The sequence below is a fragment of the Streptomyces sp. NBC_01217 genome (genome assembly GCF_035994185.1).
Classification (GTDB): Bacteria; Actinomycetota; Actinomycetes; order Streptomycetales; family Streptomycetaceae; genus Streptomyces.
The window spans coordinates 1,826,703-1,841,723 of sequence record NZ_CP108538.1; the positions used below are offsets into that span (position 1 = coordinate 1,826,703).

The following is a 15,021-nucleotide window of genomic DNA, read 5'->3' on the forward strand; positions in this document are numbered from 1 at the left end:
GCGCCGTGCGAGGGCCGCGCACCCGGGACGACCTGCGGCAGACCTGGTTCATCCGCCTCTCCCGACCCGCATAATGAGGAGAGACATCGGATGTCTGATTCCAGTCCGGATCCAGGAGGACCGTCATGGCTGTCACCGACGAGGCGATCGAGAAGATCAAGGGAATGATCGTCTCGGGTGCGCTACGGCCCGGCGACCGGCTCCCCAAGGAGAGCGAACTCGCGGCGGAGCTGGGGCTCTCCCGCAACTCCCTGCGGGAGGCGGTGCGCGCCCTGTCCCTGATCCGCATCCTCGATGTGCGGCAGGGCGACGGCACCTATGTGACCAGCCTCGATCCACAGCTGCTGCTGGAGGCGCTGAGCTTCGTCGTGGACTTCCACCGCGACGACACGGTGCTCGAATTCCTCGCGGTGCGCCGCATTCTGGAACCGGCCGCGACGGCGATGGCGGCCACCCGGATCAGCGAGGACCAACTGGACGTACTGAGCTCGCAGTTGGACGCGCTGGGGGCGAATCCCTCAGTGGAGGAGCTGGTCGCCTGCGATCTGGAGTTCCACCGGGGGATCGTGCAGTCGTCCGGGAATTCGGTGCTCTGCTCGCTGCTCGACGGTCTTTCGGGGCCGACGACCCGGGCGCGGGTCTGGCGCGGTCTGACGCAGGAGGACGCGGTCAGCCGCACGCTCCATGAGCACCGGGCGATCGTGTCGGCGCTGCGGGACCGGGACACGGAGGCAGCGCGGGCCTGGGCGACGGTGCATGTGGCGAGCGTGGAGCAGTGGCTGCGGTCGACGCTTTAGCGCGGTTACGGGGAAGGGGCAAGCGGGATCGTTTCCCCACCCGCCCCTTGCTCAGTCCTGCTTCTCGCTCAGTCCTGCTTCTCGCCGCTCGCGAAACGGGAGATGACCAGGGCGACGATGATGATCGCGCCGTTGAGGAACTGGTTCCAGAGCGCCGGGACACCGCCGAGGGTCATCACATTGACCACCAGCTGGAGCGTCAGTACGCCGGTCAGCGCACCGAACAGGGTGCCGCGCCCGCCCTTGAGGCTGATCCCGCCGATGACCGCGGCGGCGAACACCTGGAAGATCCAGCCGTTGCCCTGTGTCGCCGCGACCGATCCGTAATGGCCGGTGTAGAGGATGCCCGCGAAGGCCGCCAGCAGACCGCCGATGGCGAGCACGATCCAGGTGACCCGGTCCACCCGGATGCCCGCGGCCCGCGCCGCCTCCGGGTTGCCGCCGATGGCGTACAGCGAGCGTCCGTGGCGCAGCCAGGCCAGCGCCGCGCCGCCGACGGCGAACAGGGCCAGGCAGATCCAGACCGCGGCCGGTGCGCCGAGCCACTCGCTCTTGCCGAGGTAACGGAAGGACTCCGGGACGTCGGTGATGGACTTGCCCTCGGTGATGCCGATGTGGAGGCCGCGCAGCATGGTGAGCATACCGAGCGTGGCGATGAAGCCGTTGACCCTCAGCTTCAGCATCAGGAAGCCGTTGACCGCGCCGATCACGAGACCCACCAGCAGACAGAGCGGGATCGCGGACCAGGTGGGCAGCAGGCCGAGGCCCGCGAAGCGGCCGCCCTCGGTCGGCAGGACCAGCCACATCGCGACGACCGGCGCGATGCCGATCGTCGACTCCAGCGACAGGTCCATCCGTCCGCAGATCAGGATCAGTGCCTGGCCCAGGACGAGCAGGCTCAGCTCGGAGGACTGCTGGACGACGCTGATCAGGTTCTCGGAGGTCAGGAACACCGGCGAGACGATGAACCCGATCACCATCAGCACCAGGATCACCGGTACCAGGGAGAAGTCGCTCCATCGGATCAGCTTCAGCCGGTCCAGCGGGCTCCCGCCCGTCAGTGCGCTCTTCAGCCCGCTGTCGATGCCGTCGGCCGCCGGAGGCCGTACCGTGCCGGTCATTCCCTTTCCCCCACACCTTCCATGGCGGCGACGAGTTCCCCGTCGGTCCACCCGCTTGCGAACGTGGCGACCACGCGCCCGTGGAACAGGGCGAGCACCCGGTCGCAGACCCGCAGATCGTCCAGTTCGTCCGAGATGATCACTGCGGCGTTCCCCTCGTCGGCGACCCGTCGCACGACCCCGAGCAGCGAGTCCTTGGACTTGACGTCCACACCCGCGGTGGGCCGGACCGCCACCAGCACACTGGGTTTGCGGGCCAGCGCGCGGGCGACGACCACCTTCTGCTGATTGCCGCCGGAGAGCCCGGAGACGGGCTGCTCGGGCCCCTGTGTCTTGATGTCCAGCGAGGCGATCATCGACCGTGCGAACTCCCTTGTACGGGAGGGCAGTACGGTCCCCCACGGGCCGAGCTGGTCGGTGACCGTGAGGGTGGCGTTCTCGGCGACGCTGCGATCCAGGACGAGGCCCTGGTCGTGCCGGTCCTCGGGGATGTAGCCGATCCCGGCGTCCAGCGCGTGCGGCACGCTGCCGCCGCGCACGGTGCTGCCGTGTACCCAGACCGTGCCGGCGCCCGCCTTTCTCATTCCGGCCAGGGTCTCGCCCAGGGCCGTGTTGCCGCTGGCCGCGGAGCCGGCGAGGCCGAGCACCTCACCGGGGCGGACCTCCAGGTCCAGCGGTTCGAACTGGCCCTGCAGGGTGAGCCCTTCGGTACGCAGTACGGGGGCCGCCGACTCGTCCCGTACCGCCGTCCCGGCACCGCCCGCGTGCCAGGCGGTGGCGCCCGCGGCCCGCTCTCCGGTCATCGCCGCCACCAGTTCCGCCTTTGCGATGTCGGCGACCGGGGCGGTGAGCACATGGCGGGCGTCGCGGTAGACGGTGACCGCCGTGCACAGCTCGTACACCTCCTGCAGATGGTGGGAGATGAAGAGGAACGCCACTCCCTGGCTCTGCAGCTCCCTGAGTTTGTCGAAGAGCCGTCCGATGCCGCGGGCATCGAGCTGGGCGGTCGGCTCGTCCAGGATGATCAGCCGGGCGCCGAAGGACAGCGCCCGCGCGATCTCGACGAACTGCCGCTGCTCGACGGCGAGATCGCGCGCCCTGGTGCCGGGGTCGACCTGGACGCCGTACTCGGCGAGGAGCCGCTCGGCGCGTCTGCGCAGCCTCCCCCAGCTGATCCAGCGGGCGTTCTCGTCGAACCGGTTGAGGAAGAGGTTCTCGGCGACGGTCAGATCGGGGACGACCATGGACTTCTGGTAGACACAGGCGACCTTCGACTGCCAGGCCGTGGTGTCCCCGAAGGCGGGCGCGGGCCGGCCGCCGAACGTGACCGTGCCCGCGTCCGCCTTGTGGAGTCCGGTCAGGACGCCGACCAGCGTCGACTTGCCCGCGCCGTTGCGGCCGACGAGGGCATGGGACTCGCCGGGCCGCACGGTGAGCCGGACCCCGTCGAGCGCCACGGTGGGCCCGAAACGTTTGACGACGCCTTCCGCCTGTACGGCGGGTGGTGGTGCCTGGTCCATCAGACCCCTTCTCAGCGAAGCGCTGTAGTAATGTCGATGTCCTGCCCCCGGGCAGCGGTCAGGGCTTGGCCGCGTCTCGGCTCCTCGGAGCCGAGAGGGAAGCCCTCTCGACAACGGGAGGGAGGAGTCACGGCTAGCTCTTCTTCTCTAGCTGATTGGCCCACAGTTTCGGGTCATCCACGTTGTCCTTTGTCACAAGGGGCGCGGGGAGTTGATCCTCGAAACCGTTCGGGATCTTGATGATGTTCGAGTCATGGTCGGTGGGGCCTTCCTTGAAGGCCTTACCGTCCAAGGCCGCCTTGGCGTAGTACAGCGCGTACTTGGCGTACAGGTCGGCGGGCTGGGAGATCGTCGCGTCGATCTTCCCGGCCTTGATGGCGTCGAACTCCTCCGGGATGCCGTCGTTGGAGATGATCGTGATGTGACCCGGCGTGCCGGCGGGCTTGAGCAGCTTCTTCTGCTCCAGGAGTGCGAGGGTGGGCTGCAGGAAGACACCGCCGGCCTGCATGTAGATCCCGTTGATGTCGGGGTTGGCGGCCAGCGTGGCCTGGAGCTTGGCGGAGGCGACGTCGCCCTTCCAGTCGGTGGCAAGCTCGAAGACCTTGATGCCGGGGAACTCCTTGTCCATGCAGGACTTGAAGGCCTCCGACCGGTCGCGGCCGTTGATCGAGGCGAGGTCGCCCTGGAATTCGACGACCTTGCCCTTGCCCTTCAGCTGCTCTCCGAGGTACTTGCAGGCGTTGGTGCCGTACGCCTTGTTGTCGGCGCGCACCACCATGTAGACGTTGCCCTTGTCGGGGCGGGTGTCGACGCTGACGACCGGGATCTTCTTCTCGTTCAGCGTGTTGAGCGACTCGGCTATCGCCCCGGTGTCCTGGGGTGCCATCACGACGGCCTTGGCGCCCTGGTCGGTGAAGGTCTGGACGTTGGCGACCAGTTTGCCGATGTCGTTCTGCGAGTTGGTCAGCGGCAGCGCATCGACCTCGCCCGCCTCGACCCCCTTCTCCACGTAGTTCTGGTAGGAGTTCCAGAAGTCGCTGTCGCTGCGCGGCAGGTCGATCCCGACCTTTCCGCCGCTCGCGCCGTCGGCGGTGGACTCGCGGTTGCAGCCCGCGAGGGCAGTCACGGCCAGCAGTACGGCGCAGGCTGCCGCACTCGTCGTACGCACTCTCATTGGTGTCCCGTCCTTTGTGGAGTACCGGCTCGGAGCTCTGTGGGCGAAGCGGCGGTGCGTGGTGCGCGGGGGTGCGGCCCGTTGGTGCGGCCCGGATCATGTCCGAGGGCCGCGCACCCTGATCAGTTCTGGGCGGGGCGCAGGCGCAGGCCCTGCATTCCGCCGTCCACGGCCAGTGCCGTGCCGGTGACCGAGGCGGCGGCGGGACTGGCCAGATACACGATCGCGGCGGCCACCTCGTCGGCCGAGACCAGTCGTCCCAGCGGCTGGCGGGCGTCCAGTGCGGCCCGCTCGGCCGCCGGGTCGTCGGCCCGGCTCAGGAGCCGGCCGATCCACGGGGTGTCCGCGGTGCCCGGGTTGACGCAGTTGACCCGGATGCCCTCGCGGACGTGGTCGGCGGCCATCGCGAGGGTCAGCGCGAGGACCGCGCCCTTGCTCGCGCTGTACAGGGCGCGCTGCGGCAGTCCGGCGGTCGCGGCGATGGAGCAGGTCTGGGTGATCGAGACGGCGCCGGGGCGGTCGGCGGCCGCCCGCCGCAGATGGGGCAGGGCGTGCCGGGCGGTGCGGACCATGCCGAGGACGTTGATGTCCAGGACCCGGGTCCACTCGTCGTCGGCGTTGTCCTCGACGGTGCCGATGGAGCCGATGCCCGCGTTGGACACGATCGTGTGCAGGCCGCCCAGTTCGGCGGCGGCCCGGTCGACGGCCTCGCGTACCGCGTCGTCGTCGGTGACATCGGCCTTGAGGGCGAGCGTGCCGTCGGGGGCGCCCGCGGTCTCGCGGTCGAGCACGGCGACGCGCGCGCCGCGTGTCAGCAGTATGGCCGCGACGGCGGCCCCGATGCCGGAGGCGCCGCCCGTCACCAGGGCGTTCATCCCCTCGAAGTCGCTTGTGCCGGTCATCGGGAAGCCTCCTCGGTGGTGCGGCGGGCCTGCCATACGGGGCCCTCCGGATAGCGGTGTGCGGCGATCGACTCGGGGAGCATCCGGGCGGAGAAGCCCGGGGAGGTCGGGGCGGCGTAGCGGCCGGACTCGATCACGGTGGGGTCGGCGAAGTGTTCGTGGAGATGGTCGACGTACTCGATCACGCGGTTCTCCCAGCTGCCGGAGACCGCCACATAGTCGAACATCGAAAGGTGTTGCACCAGCTCGCAGAGTCCGACTCCGCCCGCGTGCGGACAGACCGGTACGCCGAACTTGGCGGCGAGCAGCAGGACCGCCAGGTTCTCGTTTACGCCCGCGACGCGTGCCGCGTCGATCTGGACGAAGTCGACGGCTCCGGCCTGCAGCAGCTGCTTGAACACGACCCGGTTGGCGACGTGTTCACCGGTGGCAACCTTGACCGGCTGCCCGGCGCGCACGGCGGCGTGGCCGAGGATGTCGTCGGGGCTGGTCGGCTCCTCGATCCAGTGCGGGTCGTACGGCGCGAGCGCGGTCATCCACGCCACCGCGTCGGCGACGTCCCAGCGCTGGTTGGCGTCGACGGCGATCCGGACGTCCGGACCGACGGCCTCGCGGGCCAGGGCGAGCCTGCGGACGTCGTCGCCGATGCTGCCGCCGACCTTCAGCTTGATCTGGGTGAAGCCGTCGGCGACGGCCTCCTTCGCCAGCCTGACCAGCTTGTCGTCGGTGTATCCCAGCCAGCCGGGCGAGGTGGTGTACGCCGGGTAGCCCTCGGCGCGCAGCCGTTCGGCGCGCTCGGCCCGGCCCGGTTCGGCGGCCCGCAGGATCGCGAGTGCCTCCTCGGGGGTGAGGGCGTCGGTGAGGTAGCGGAAGTCGACGAGGGAGACGAGTTCCTCGGGCGTCATCTCGGCGAGGAACTGCCAGACGGGCCGCCCGGCCTGCTTCGCCGCCAGGTCCCAGGCGGCGTTGACGACCGCCCCGGCCGCCATGTGCATCACGCCCTTCTCCGGGCCGAGCCAGCGCAGTTGGGAGTCATGGGTCAGCGCACGGTGCAGCGCGGCGAGGTCGGCCGCGGTGCGGGGTGCCGGTCGCCCCACCACGTACGGGCGCAGCGCTTCGATGGCGGCGGCCATCACCTCGTTGCCCCGTCCGATGGTGAAACAGAAGCCGTGCCCCTCCGTCTCGGCGCCGTCGGCGGGGGCGGTACGCAGGACGACGTAGGCGGCCGAGTAGTCGGGGTCGGGGTTCATGGCGTCCGAGCCGTCCAGTTGTTCCGAGGTCGGAAAACGGATGTCGTGGACCTCGAAATCCGTGACCGTCTGACTCATGTGCGCCCCCAGGGGAATAACATCGGACCTCTGCTCTGGTCATCCGATGTATAGCGTCACGAAGGCCTCAACGTCCAGGGTCGGTGCGAAATTGACCGGACACAGCTCGGATGTATCCGGAGACTGATGCCCTGATTCGACCGCTGATGCACCCTCGCGGGCCGGGTTCACCCGGCTGTGTTCGGGGACTGCGGCGCGAGTGGCCGGAAGCCGTAAGGTTGGTGTGTACGCAAGGGAACTTCGGAAGGAGGCCTGGGTGATCGAGCTCGAGGGGGTTCCCGAGCTGATCGACCCGGTCATGGTGGCCGCGTTCGAGGGATGGAACGACGCAGGCGACGCCGCCTCCACGGCGGTCGCGCACCTGGACCGGGAGTGGAAGGGCGAAGTGTTCGCGGCGCTGGACGCCGAGGACTACTACGACTTCCAGGTCAACCGGCCGACGGTCTGGCTGGACGGCGGGGTACGCAAGATCACCTGGCCGACCACCCGGCTCTCCGTGGTCCGCGTCGGCGGGGACAAACCCCGCGATCTCGTCCTGGTCCGCGGAATCGAGCCATCCATGCGCTGGCGCTCGTTCTGCAACGAGATCCTGGGTTTCGCCCATGAGCTGGGCGTGGAGATGGTGGTGATCCTGGGCGCGCTGCTCGGCGACACCCCGCACACCCGCCCGGTGCCGGTCAGCGGAGTCACCTCCGACCCGGATCTGGCGCGGACCATGGATCTGGAGGAGACCAGGTACGAGGGTCCGACGGGCATCGTCGGCATCCTCCAGGAGGCCTGCACGCACGCGGGCGTGCCCGCGGTGAGCCTGTGGGCGGCGGTGCCGCACTATGTGTCGCAGCCGCCCAACCCGAAGGCCACGCTCGCGCTGCTGAACCGCCTGGAGGATCTCATCGGTCTGCGCATCCCGCTGGGCGAACTGCCCGAGGACGCGCGCGCCTGGCAGCTCGGTGTCGACCAACTGGCCGCCGAGGACAGCGAAGTGGCGGAGTACGTGCAGACGCTTGAGGAGGCCAGGGACACCGCGGAGCTTCCCGAGGCGAGCGGCGAGGCCATCGCCCGGGAGTTCGAGCGCTATCTGCGCCGCAGGGACGTCGGTCCGGGCCAGGCGCCCGGCGGGCATGCGACGGAGAGCGGGGACGCCACGTATCTGCGCGACACCTCCAGCGGCCGCACCCGCCCGCCGAAGCCGGTCCGGCCGGACACCGGGGGCGAGACGGGCCCCGATCGCCGGCCACCGGCCGACACGGAGAACGAGGGCGACGCAGGCGACGGCAACGACGACGGCCAGCAGGATTCATCGGAGGACTGAACAGCACAGGAGCGCCGGGCGGGGACATACCCGCCCGGCGCTCCTGTCCGTCCGGACCGTTCAGGAACAGGTGAACCGCGCCGCGGCCCAGTCCCCGTGGTCACCGGTCTTGGATCCATTGGTGTCCGTGACCTTCAGATGCACATGGCGCGCACCGTCGAGCCTCACATCGACCGGCACGGTCGCCGACGCCCCCGTCACCTTCGGCGAGGTCCACAGCACCTTGCCGTCCGCCTCGACGGAGAACGCCACTTCGCCGTAGCCGTTGATCTCGTCGTCGATCCCGACGTCCGCGGTGAAGGCGGCGCAGCGCCCGCCGAGATAGACCTCGATGTCGGAGTCGGCATGGCTGCCGATCCCCTTGTCGTACGTCTTTCCCGCGAGGGTCAGCGGGTGTCCGTCGGCCGCGCCCGACTCGCCGTTGCTGCGGTCCCGTTCGGCCGGCCCGTATCCGTTGACCGACTTCAGCCACACCAGATCGCTCACCCAGGCCTCGCCGGTGGGCGGCGCCGGCATCACACCGGCGGCGAACCGCTGGACGGTGCTGCGGTCCTCACCGGCCGCCCGGTAGCGGGCGAGTGCGGTGATCCGCGCCTCCCCCGCCGCGGCGTCCTTCGCCGGGGTGACCGAGAGCTCGACCCGCCGGGTGGTGCCCGCCGCAATCCGCTCCACGGCCGGGGCCGCTGCGACCTGCCAGCCCTCGGGAACGTCCAGGGTGAGCGACGCGTCCGTCACATCGGCGCTGCCCGCGGTGACATCGACGGCGACGGTGCCTTCGACACCCGCGCCGATCTCCTGCCCGGCCGGCGCGGAGACGGCGGCCGTCGCGGCGGCGTTCCGTCCACCGACCGCGCTCGTGTTCTCCAGCTTCACGGAGAACTTCCTGTCGGTGGACAGGGGCGCGGTCTTGATCTTCACGACGCCGCCGCGGTCGTCCCGGTCGTACCACCAGCCCTGCTCGGCGGCGCGGTACGCGGCCGCGGAACCCAGCCGGGGCAGCTTGCCGTCGAGCTCGACCGCGCTCGGCGCGGAGCCGGTGTGCACGCTGAACTCGTACGGGCGCACGCGCTGCTTGCCCGTGAACTTCCCCTTGCTCGCACCGATCCGCACGGTGACGTCGCCCGCGCCCCGGACCGGCGCGTCGACGTCGGCGGTCTGGGTGGCGTACTCGCCGTCACGGTGCTGCCGGGTGACGCCGTCGTCCTCGTACAGTGTGAAGGAGGACCGGCCCTGCGGATAGATGTCCCAGGCGAGCGGGGAGTCGGCGGTGCGGTCCTTGTACGAGCGGATGCCCGGCCACATCGGCACACTGGCACCGCCCTTGACGAACAACGGCAGGGTGTCGAGCGGGGCGCTGTAGTGGTCGACGGTGGTCGGCCCCTCGTAGGTGCGGCCGCTCCAGTAGTCGGTCCAGGTGCCCTTGGGCAGGTAGATGCCGTTGCGCTCGGTGCTGTCCTCGTAGACGGGTGCGACGAGGAAGTCCTCGCCGGACATGAATTCGTACTTCGCCGCGTCCGTCGCCGCCTTCGGGTCGTCCGGGTATTCGAGGACCAGCGGCCGGACCATGCCGACGCCGGTCTTCGTGGCCTCGTGCGCGTAGGAGTACTGGTAGGGCAGCAGTGACTCCTTGAGCTTGAGGTAGTCGCGGTTGATGGAGGTGTACGGCTCTCCGTAACGGTAGGGCTGCTTGTCGCTGGCCGCCCAGCCGTCCATGGTCATCGTGGTGCCCAGGAACATCTTCCACTGGAGGTCACGGGTGTACGTCTTGGCGCTGCCGCCGAAGATGCCGTCGACGTCGCCGGTGGTGTAGGCGAGACCGGACATCGTGGCCCCGGCGTAGGTCGGGATCTGCCAGCGGATGTACTCCCAGGTGCCGTACTGGTCGCCGGACCACTGGACGCCGCAGCGCTGCGCACCCGACCAGCTCTCGGGGGCGTAGGTGAAGCCGCGGGCGTCGCTGTTGTCCTCGATGCCCTTGTACGCGTCCTTGCAGCCGTCCAGGGCGAACTTGTAGCCCGAGCCGACCCAGGCCACATCCAGCTTGGCGACCCGCTGGCCGGCCTTGACCTGGTCGGCGATCTTGTCGATGCCGTCCTCGGTCCACAGGCCGAGCTGCATACCGCGGTCCTGGAGGCCCTTGGAGGTCTCCGCGAGGTCCTCGTAGCCGCAGCCGTAACCGTCGTTGACGAGCATCCAGCCGTTCGGCATGTCGTGCTCGACGTAGCCGTCGGCGATCTTCAGCGCGTCCAGGGTGTGGCGCTCGCCGCGGTTGGCGTTGTGGAGGTAGCAGTCGGCGTCGCCGATCTCCATCCCGTACACGGGCGGCAGGAAGGGCTTGCCGGTGAGCTTCGTGTACTGCCCGATGACGTCCTTGGCGCTGTCGCCCGCGAAGTAGTAGGCGTCGAAGCGCTCTTCTTCCGCGCTGGTGGTCACCGGGTCGGTGAAGGCGTAGGTGTTCGGCGCATAGGTGTTGCGGTAGACGCCGTATCCGGCCGAGGAGAGGTAGAACGGCACGGAGTTGGGGTGGCCGCCGTCGTCCCAGTTGTAGTCGACGCCAACCTCGACGGTCTTGTCGCGGTGCGAGGTGTTGCCGCGGCCGTTCTGCATTCCGGCGCCGTAGAACTGCTCGTCCGCGCCGCGGCTCAGCGTCTGGGTGGTCCTTTCGCCGTTCCAGCTCAGCCCCTTGGCCTCGGACCAGACCCGGGTGCCGTCCGCCCGGTGGAGCTCGAAGCGCAGCGGAGACTTGTAGGCGCGCAGCGTGATACTGCCGGTGGAGAGTTCGTAGCGGTCGCTCCGCTCCTTCCATCGGGTGCGCGGGGCGCTGCCCTGCGGCAGGACTATGTCGTCGCCGGTGGGGTCCGAAAACGCACCGTCCGGGGCGAGTTCGATACGGAAGGTCTCGGCGGAGACGAAGCTGACCCGGGCCTCGGCGGCGCGGGCCCTCAAGTGGTAGACGGGTCCGTCGGCGGAGAATCCTGTGAGGTCGCCGACCGTGGTGGAGTCGGGCTCGGTCGGCTCGGCCTGTGCGCTGCCGGGCCCCGAGAAGACGGCGACCAGTCCCAGCAGAGCTGCAACTGCCGCCACTCTGATGCGCGTTGATGATTGCATAGAGCGCTTTTAGCGCAGCTACGAGCATTTGACCATGGACAAAAAGGACCGGCCCTGAACTTCGTGGAGAAGTCCAAGGCCGGTCAACAGACAGAAATGAACAGGTTGTTACAGCGCGACGCCCAGCAGCGCGTCGACGGTGCGCGAGACGAGGCCGGGTGCGCCCTCGTCCGTACCGCCCCGGGCGTTCTGACGCTCGGCCCAGCGGTCCACGGCGGCCAGGGCTGCCGGTGCGTCCAGGTCGTCGGCGAGGGCCTCGCGGACCTCCTCGATCAGGGCCTCGGCGGGCAGTCCGTCGGGCCGGGAGACGGCGGACCGCCAACGCCCGAGCCGCTCCACGGCATCGGCGAGCACCTGGTCGGTCCACTCCCAGTCCGACCGGTAGTGGTGCGACAGCAGGGCGAGGCGGATCGCCGCCGGGTCCACGCCTTCATGGCGCAGCTTCGAGACGAAGACCAGGTTGCCCTTGGACTTGGACATCTTCTCGCCGTCCAGTGCGACCATTCCGGCGTGCACATACGCCTGGGCGAACGGGTACTCGCCGGTCAGCACCTGGGCGTGCGAGGCGCCCATCTCGTGGTGCGGGAAGGCGAGGTCCGACCCGCCTCCCTGGACGTCGAAGCCCATTCCGAGGTGGTCCAGGGCGATGGCGACGCACTCGATGTGCCAGCCGGGCCGGCCCGGGCCGAGCGAGGCCCCGTCCCAGCTCGGCTCGCCCTCGCGGGCGGCCATCCAGAGCATCGGGTCGAGGGGGTTCTTCTTGCCGGGGCGCTCCGGGTCGCCGCCGCGCTCGGCGGAGAGCAGCCGCATCGCCTCGGCGTCCAGGTTGGACACCTCGCCGAAGTGCGGGTCGGCCTCGACGGAGAAGTACACGTCCCCTTCGAGTTCATAGGCTGCGCCGGCGTCCCGGAGCCGTTCGACGAGCGGGACGATGCCCGGTATGGCCTCGACGGCACCGATGTAGTGCTTCGGCGGGAGCATGCGCAGAGCAGTCATGTCCTCGCGGAACAGGGCCGTCTCGCGCTCGGCGAGCTCGGTCCAGTCCTCGCCGTCACGCACGGCCCGCTCCAGCAGCGGGTCGTCGACGTCGGTCACGTTCTGGACATAGTGAACCTGCCGCTTGGTGTCGAGCCACACGCGCTGAACGAGGTCGAACGCGTTGTAGGTCGCCGCATGACCCATGTGGGTCGCGTCGTACGGCGTGATGCCGCAGACGTAGATACGGGCGACGGGACCGGGGTCAAGAGTGATCCGTCCGCCGGTCGCGGTGTCGTGGATCCGAAGGTCGCGGCCCTTGCCAGGCAGGGCGGGGACCTCAGAAGCGGGCCAGGCATGCATGCCATGAGCGTAACCGGATGCATCTTCCGGATACGAACCGGATGCCTGATCTTGACCGAAGAGGCGGTCTTGCGCGGCGTGGGTTCATCTGCTCCGGTACGGGTCCCGGCCGCGCGTCCCCCACCCCCCGGTCGCCGCAGTGGCTTGATCTCGTCAGACCGGCGGCCAGGGGATCGACGGCCACTCACCGCTCGGCTGCGGGTGCCGTCCTGACGCCCGCAGCCCTTCCACGCGCCCCCTCAGGGCCTCGATCTCGGCCTCGGTGATCAGCTCGGCCAGCCGGGTGACGAGCGGGGCGCCCGGCGCCAGCTGCGCACCGAGCCGGTCGACGACCTCGACGGCCTCGGCCGTCAACGGCTCTCCCGCCCACCCCCACAGCAGCGTGCGCAGCTTGTCGTCGGAGTTGAATGTCACACCGTGGTCGATGCCGTAGAGCCGGCCGTCGGGCGAGGGCAGCAGATGACCGCCCTTGCGGTCACCGTTGTTGATCACCGCATCGAGGACCGCGAGCCTCCGCAGCCGCGGATCGTCCGCGTGGACCAGCAGGGCCGTCTTCCCCTCCCCGACCTCGGCGAGGGCGACGGCCTTCCAGCCCTCGCCGGGCTCCTCCTCCTCGACGAGCGCGAGAAGCGGGGGCCGACCGTCCGCGGAGGGCTCGTCGTCCTCCGGCGCCGCTTCGATCCACAGCTGGCACATGCCCTCGCCGTACGGCCCGTCCCGCAGCACGGTGGGCGGTACGAGCCCCCATCCGGTCGCCTGGGAGATCTCGTACGCGGCGACCTCACGCTGGGCGAGCGTGCCGTCCGGGAAGTCCCACAGGGGCTGTTCCCCGGCCACGGGCTTGTATACGCACGTGACTTCGTCGCCCTCGTGGGTGACCGTGCAGTAGAGCACCGCGTTCGACGCCCCGCGGATCTGTCCGCGGACGGTGAGCCGGCCCTCGGTGAGCAGCGTGACCAGTTCGGTGTCGGTCAGGCTCCGCGACGGTATCCGTTCTGGCGCGGGCATACGTGTCCTTCCGGGTCGAGCGGCAGGCTGCACAGCGGGCACGGCGGGCGCCCGGCGTTCACGACATCCAGGGCGCGCTTGGCGAAGGCACGGGCCTGCGCGCCGCTGAGGCGGACCCGGAGCATCGGCGGACCGTTCTCCTCGTCCTGGAGCAACCGCTCCTCGGCCTCCGCGAGATCCTCGTCGGAGTCCACGTCCAGCTCGACCAGCGCCTGCGCCTGCGCCTCGACGATCATGCGCTGTTCCTCGCCGTCCCAGGCGAGCGCCATCGTGCCGACCCGGAACTCCTCCTCGACGGGCGCGTCGAGCGGGGCGGTGTCGGTGACATCCATCGGGGCCACGGCGGGCACCGGCGAATTCCCGCCGGTCCGCCGCACCACTTCGTCGAGCAGTTCGTCGATGCGCTCGGCGAGCGCGGCGACCTGCGTCTTCTCCAGGGCCACGCTGGTGACGCGTCCCCCTGAGGATGCCTGCAGGAAGAACGTACGACGTCCAGGCAACCCGACCGTACCGGCCACGAAGCGGTCCGGGGGGTCGTAGAGGAACACCTGACGGGACACGTCCTGTCTCCCTTGAAAATTGACGGCGGATGAGGGGCGGCCGGGCTCCGGGGGATTCTCCCCGGGAAGGGTGCCTACGGCGCGTCCACCCTACTGCGCGGAGCGATCACGGCGCCCCAGCGCCGCCGCCGACCGCCGCGTCGGCATCGGCCTGTGCCGCCGGGCGCCCGCCCCGGTCCGTCGCACCGGCCGGCTCGCGGGGCGCCAGCGGGGCGAGGTCCCCGGTGTCACCGAGGCGCAGCAGGAAGGGCCGCAGTCTGGTGTACCGGATCGCGGTGACCGAGCAGGGGTCGGCCTGGATCCGCTGGAAGAGGTCGAGATGCATGCCGAGCGCATCGGCGACGACGGCCTTGATGATGTCGCCGTGCGAGCACATCACATAGGCGGCGTCGTCGCCGTGCTCCGCCTCGATCCGCGCGTTCCACTCCCGTACGGCGTCGACGGCACGCGCCTGCATGGCACGCATCGACTCGCCGCCGGGGAACGCGGCGGCCGACGGATGCTGCTGCACGACACTCATCAGCGGTTCGTCGGTGAGTTCCGCCAGCTTGCGCCCCGACCAGTCGCCGTAGTCGCACTCGCTGATCCGCTCCTCGGTGTGCAGCGTCAGCTCCGGCCGGGCTTCGAGCAGCGGCTGCAGGGTCTCCCGGCAGCGCTGCAAGGGGCTGCTGACGGCAGCGGCCAGGGGCAGCGCGGCCAGCCGCCCCGGCAGCGCCGCGGCCTGTGCGGCACCGCGCTCGTCGAGTGCGACACCAGGGGTGCGGCCCGCGAGCACCCCCGCCGTGTTGGCGGTGGAGCGTCCATGGCGTACGAGGATCAGGGTGGGCATACCGGCCAGCGTAGGCCGCTGCCG

Annotated in this window: 12 protein-coding genes; 2 read left to right on the plus strand and 10 right to left on the minus strand. The window is 69.9% G+C overall.

The window, feature by feature from the left end:
- The first annotated feature begins 125 nt into the window (after positions 1-125).
- Positions 126-797, plus strand: coding sequence for a FadR/GntR family transcriptional regulator (locus OG507_RS07920; RefSeq protein ID WP_327366428.1), 672 nt, complete (start codon positions 126-128; stop codon positions 795-797).
- 68 nt (positions 798-865) lie between these two features.
- On the opposite strand, the gene OG507_RS07925 is transcribed toward OG507_RS07920, so the two are convergent.
- The 5 genes from OG507_RS07925 to OG507_RS07945 all read right to left on the minus strand — a co-directional run bounded on the left by OG507_RS07925 (position 866) and on the right by OG507_RS07945 (position 6,842).
- Positions 866-1,918 (minus strand): ABC transporter permease, encoded by a 1,053-nt coding sequence (locus OG507_RS07925; RefSeq protein ID WP_327366429.1) that lies wholly within the window; start codon positions 1,916-1,918, stop codon positions 866-868.
- On the minus strand, positions 1,915-3,438 hold the full coding sequence (locus OG507_RS07930; protein ID WP_327366430.1) for a sugar ABC transporter ATP-binding protein: 1,524 nt from the start codon (positions 3,436-3,438) through the stop codon (positions 1,915-1,917). The genes OG507_RS07925 and OG507_RS07930 overlap by 4 nt, the downstream gene beginning before the upstream one ends.
- 133 nt (positions 3,439-3,571) lie before the next feature.
- A complete protein-coding gene (locus tag OG507_RS07935) occupies positions 3,572-4,612 on the minus strand; it encodes a sugar ABC transporter substrate-binding protein (protein ID WP_327366431.1) in 1,041 nt (346 codons plus the stop codon).
- A 122-nt stretch (positions 4,613-4,734) separates the two neighbouring features.
- Complete coding sequence (locus OG507_RS07940; RefSeq protein ID WP_327366432.1) at positions 4,735-5,514, minus strand: SDR family NAD(P)-dependent oxidoreductase; 780 nt, start codon at positions 5,512-5,514, stop codon at positions 4,735-4,737.
- Positions 5,511-6,842: an L-fuconate dehydratase gene (locus tag OG507_RS07945; protein WP_327366433.1), complete on the minus strand. Its 1,332-nt coding sequence runs from the start codon at positions 6,840-6,842 to the stop codon at positions 5,511-5,513. Before OG507_RS07945 ends, OG507_RS07940 begins: the two co-directional genes overlap by 4 nt.
- Positions 6,843-7,098: 256 nt before the next feature.
- On the opposite strand from OG507_RS07945, the gene OG507_RS07950 reads away from it, so the two are divergent.
- A complete protein-coding gene (locus OG507_RS07950) occupies positions 7,099-8,154 on the plus strand; it encodes a PAC2 family protein (RefSeq protein WP_327366434.1) in 1,056 nt (351 codons plus the stop codon).
- Between the two features lie 60 nt (positions 8,155-8,214).
- Here OG507_RS07950 and OG507_RS07955 read toward each other — a convergent pair whose 3' ends face one another.
- The 5 genes from OG507_RS07955 to OG507_RS07975 all read right to left on the minus strand — a co-directional run bounded on the left by OG507_RS07955 (position 8,215) and on the right by OG507_RS07975 (position 14,997).
- Positions 8,215-11,262, minus strand: coding sequence for an NPCBM/NEW2 domain-containing protein (locus OG507_RS07955; protein ID WP_327366435.1), 3,048 nt, complete (start codon positions 11,260-11,262; stop codon positions 8,215-8,217).
- A 108-nt stretch (positions 11,263-11,370) separates the two neighbouring features.
- Positions 11,371-12,600 carry a cysteine--1-D-myo-inosityl 2-amino-2-deoxy-alpha-D-glucopyranoside ligase gene (gene mshC, locus OG507_RS07960; protein WP_327366436.1) on the minus strand — a complete coding sequence of 410 codons (1,230 nt, stop codon included), beginning with the start codon at positions 12,598-12,600 and terminating at the stop codon, positions 11,371-11,373.
- 153 nt (positions 12,601-12,753) lie between these two features.
- Complete coding sequence (locus OG507_RS07965) at positions 12,754-13,608, minus strand: SCO1664 family protein (RefSeq protein ID WP_327366437.1); 855 nt, start codon at positions 13,606-13,608, stop codon at positions 12,754-12,756.
- Entirely contained in the window at positions 13,572-14,168 is a 597-nt protein-coding gene (locus OG507_RS07970) for a DUF3090 domain-containing protein (protein WP_327366438.1), read from the minus strand. Before OG507_RS07970 ends, OG507_RS07965 begins: the two co-directional genes overlap by 37 nt.
- A gap of 106 nt (positions 14,169-14,274) precedes the next feature.
- Positions 14,275-14,997, minus strand: coding sequence for a histidine phosphatase family protein (locus OG507_RS07975; RefSeq protein WP_327366439.1), 723 nt, complete (start codon positions 14,995-14,997; stop codon positions 14,275-14,277).
- Positions 14,998-15,021: the final 24 nt, after the last annotated feature.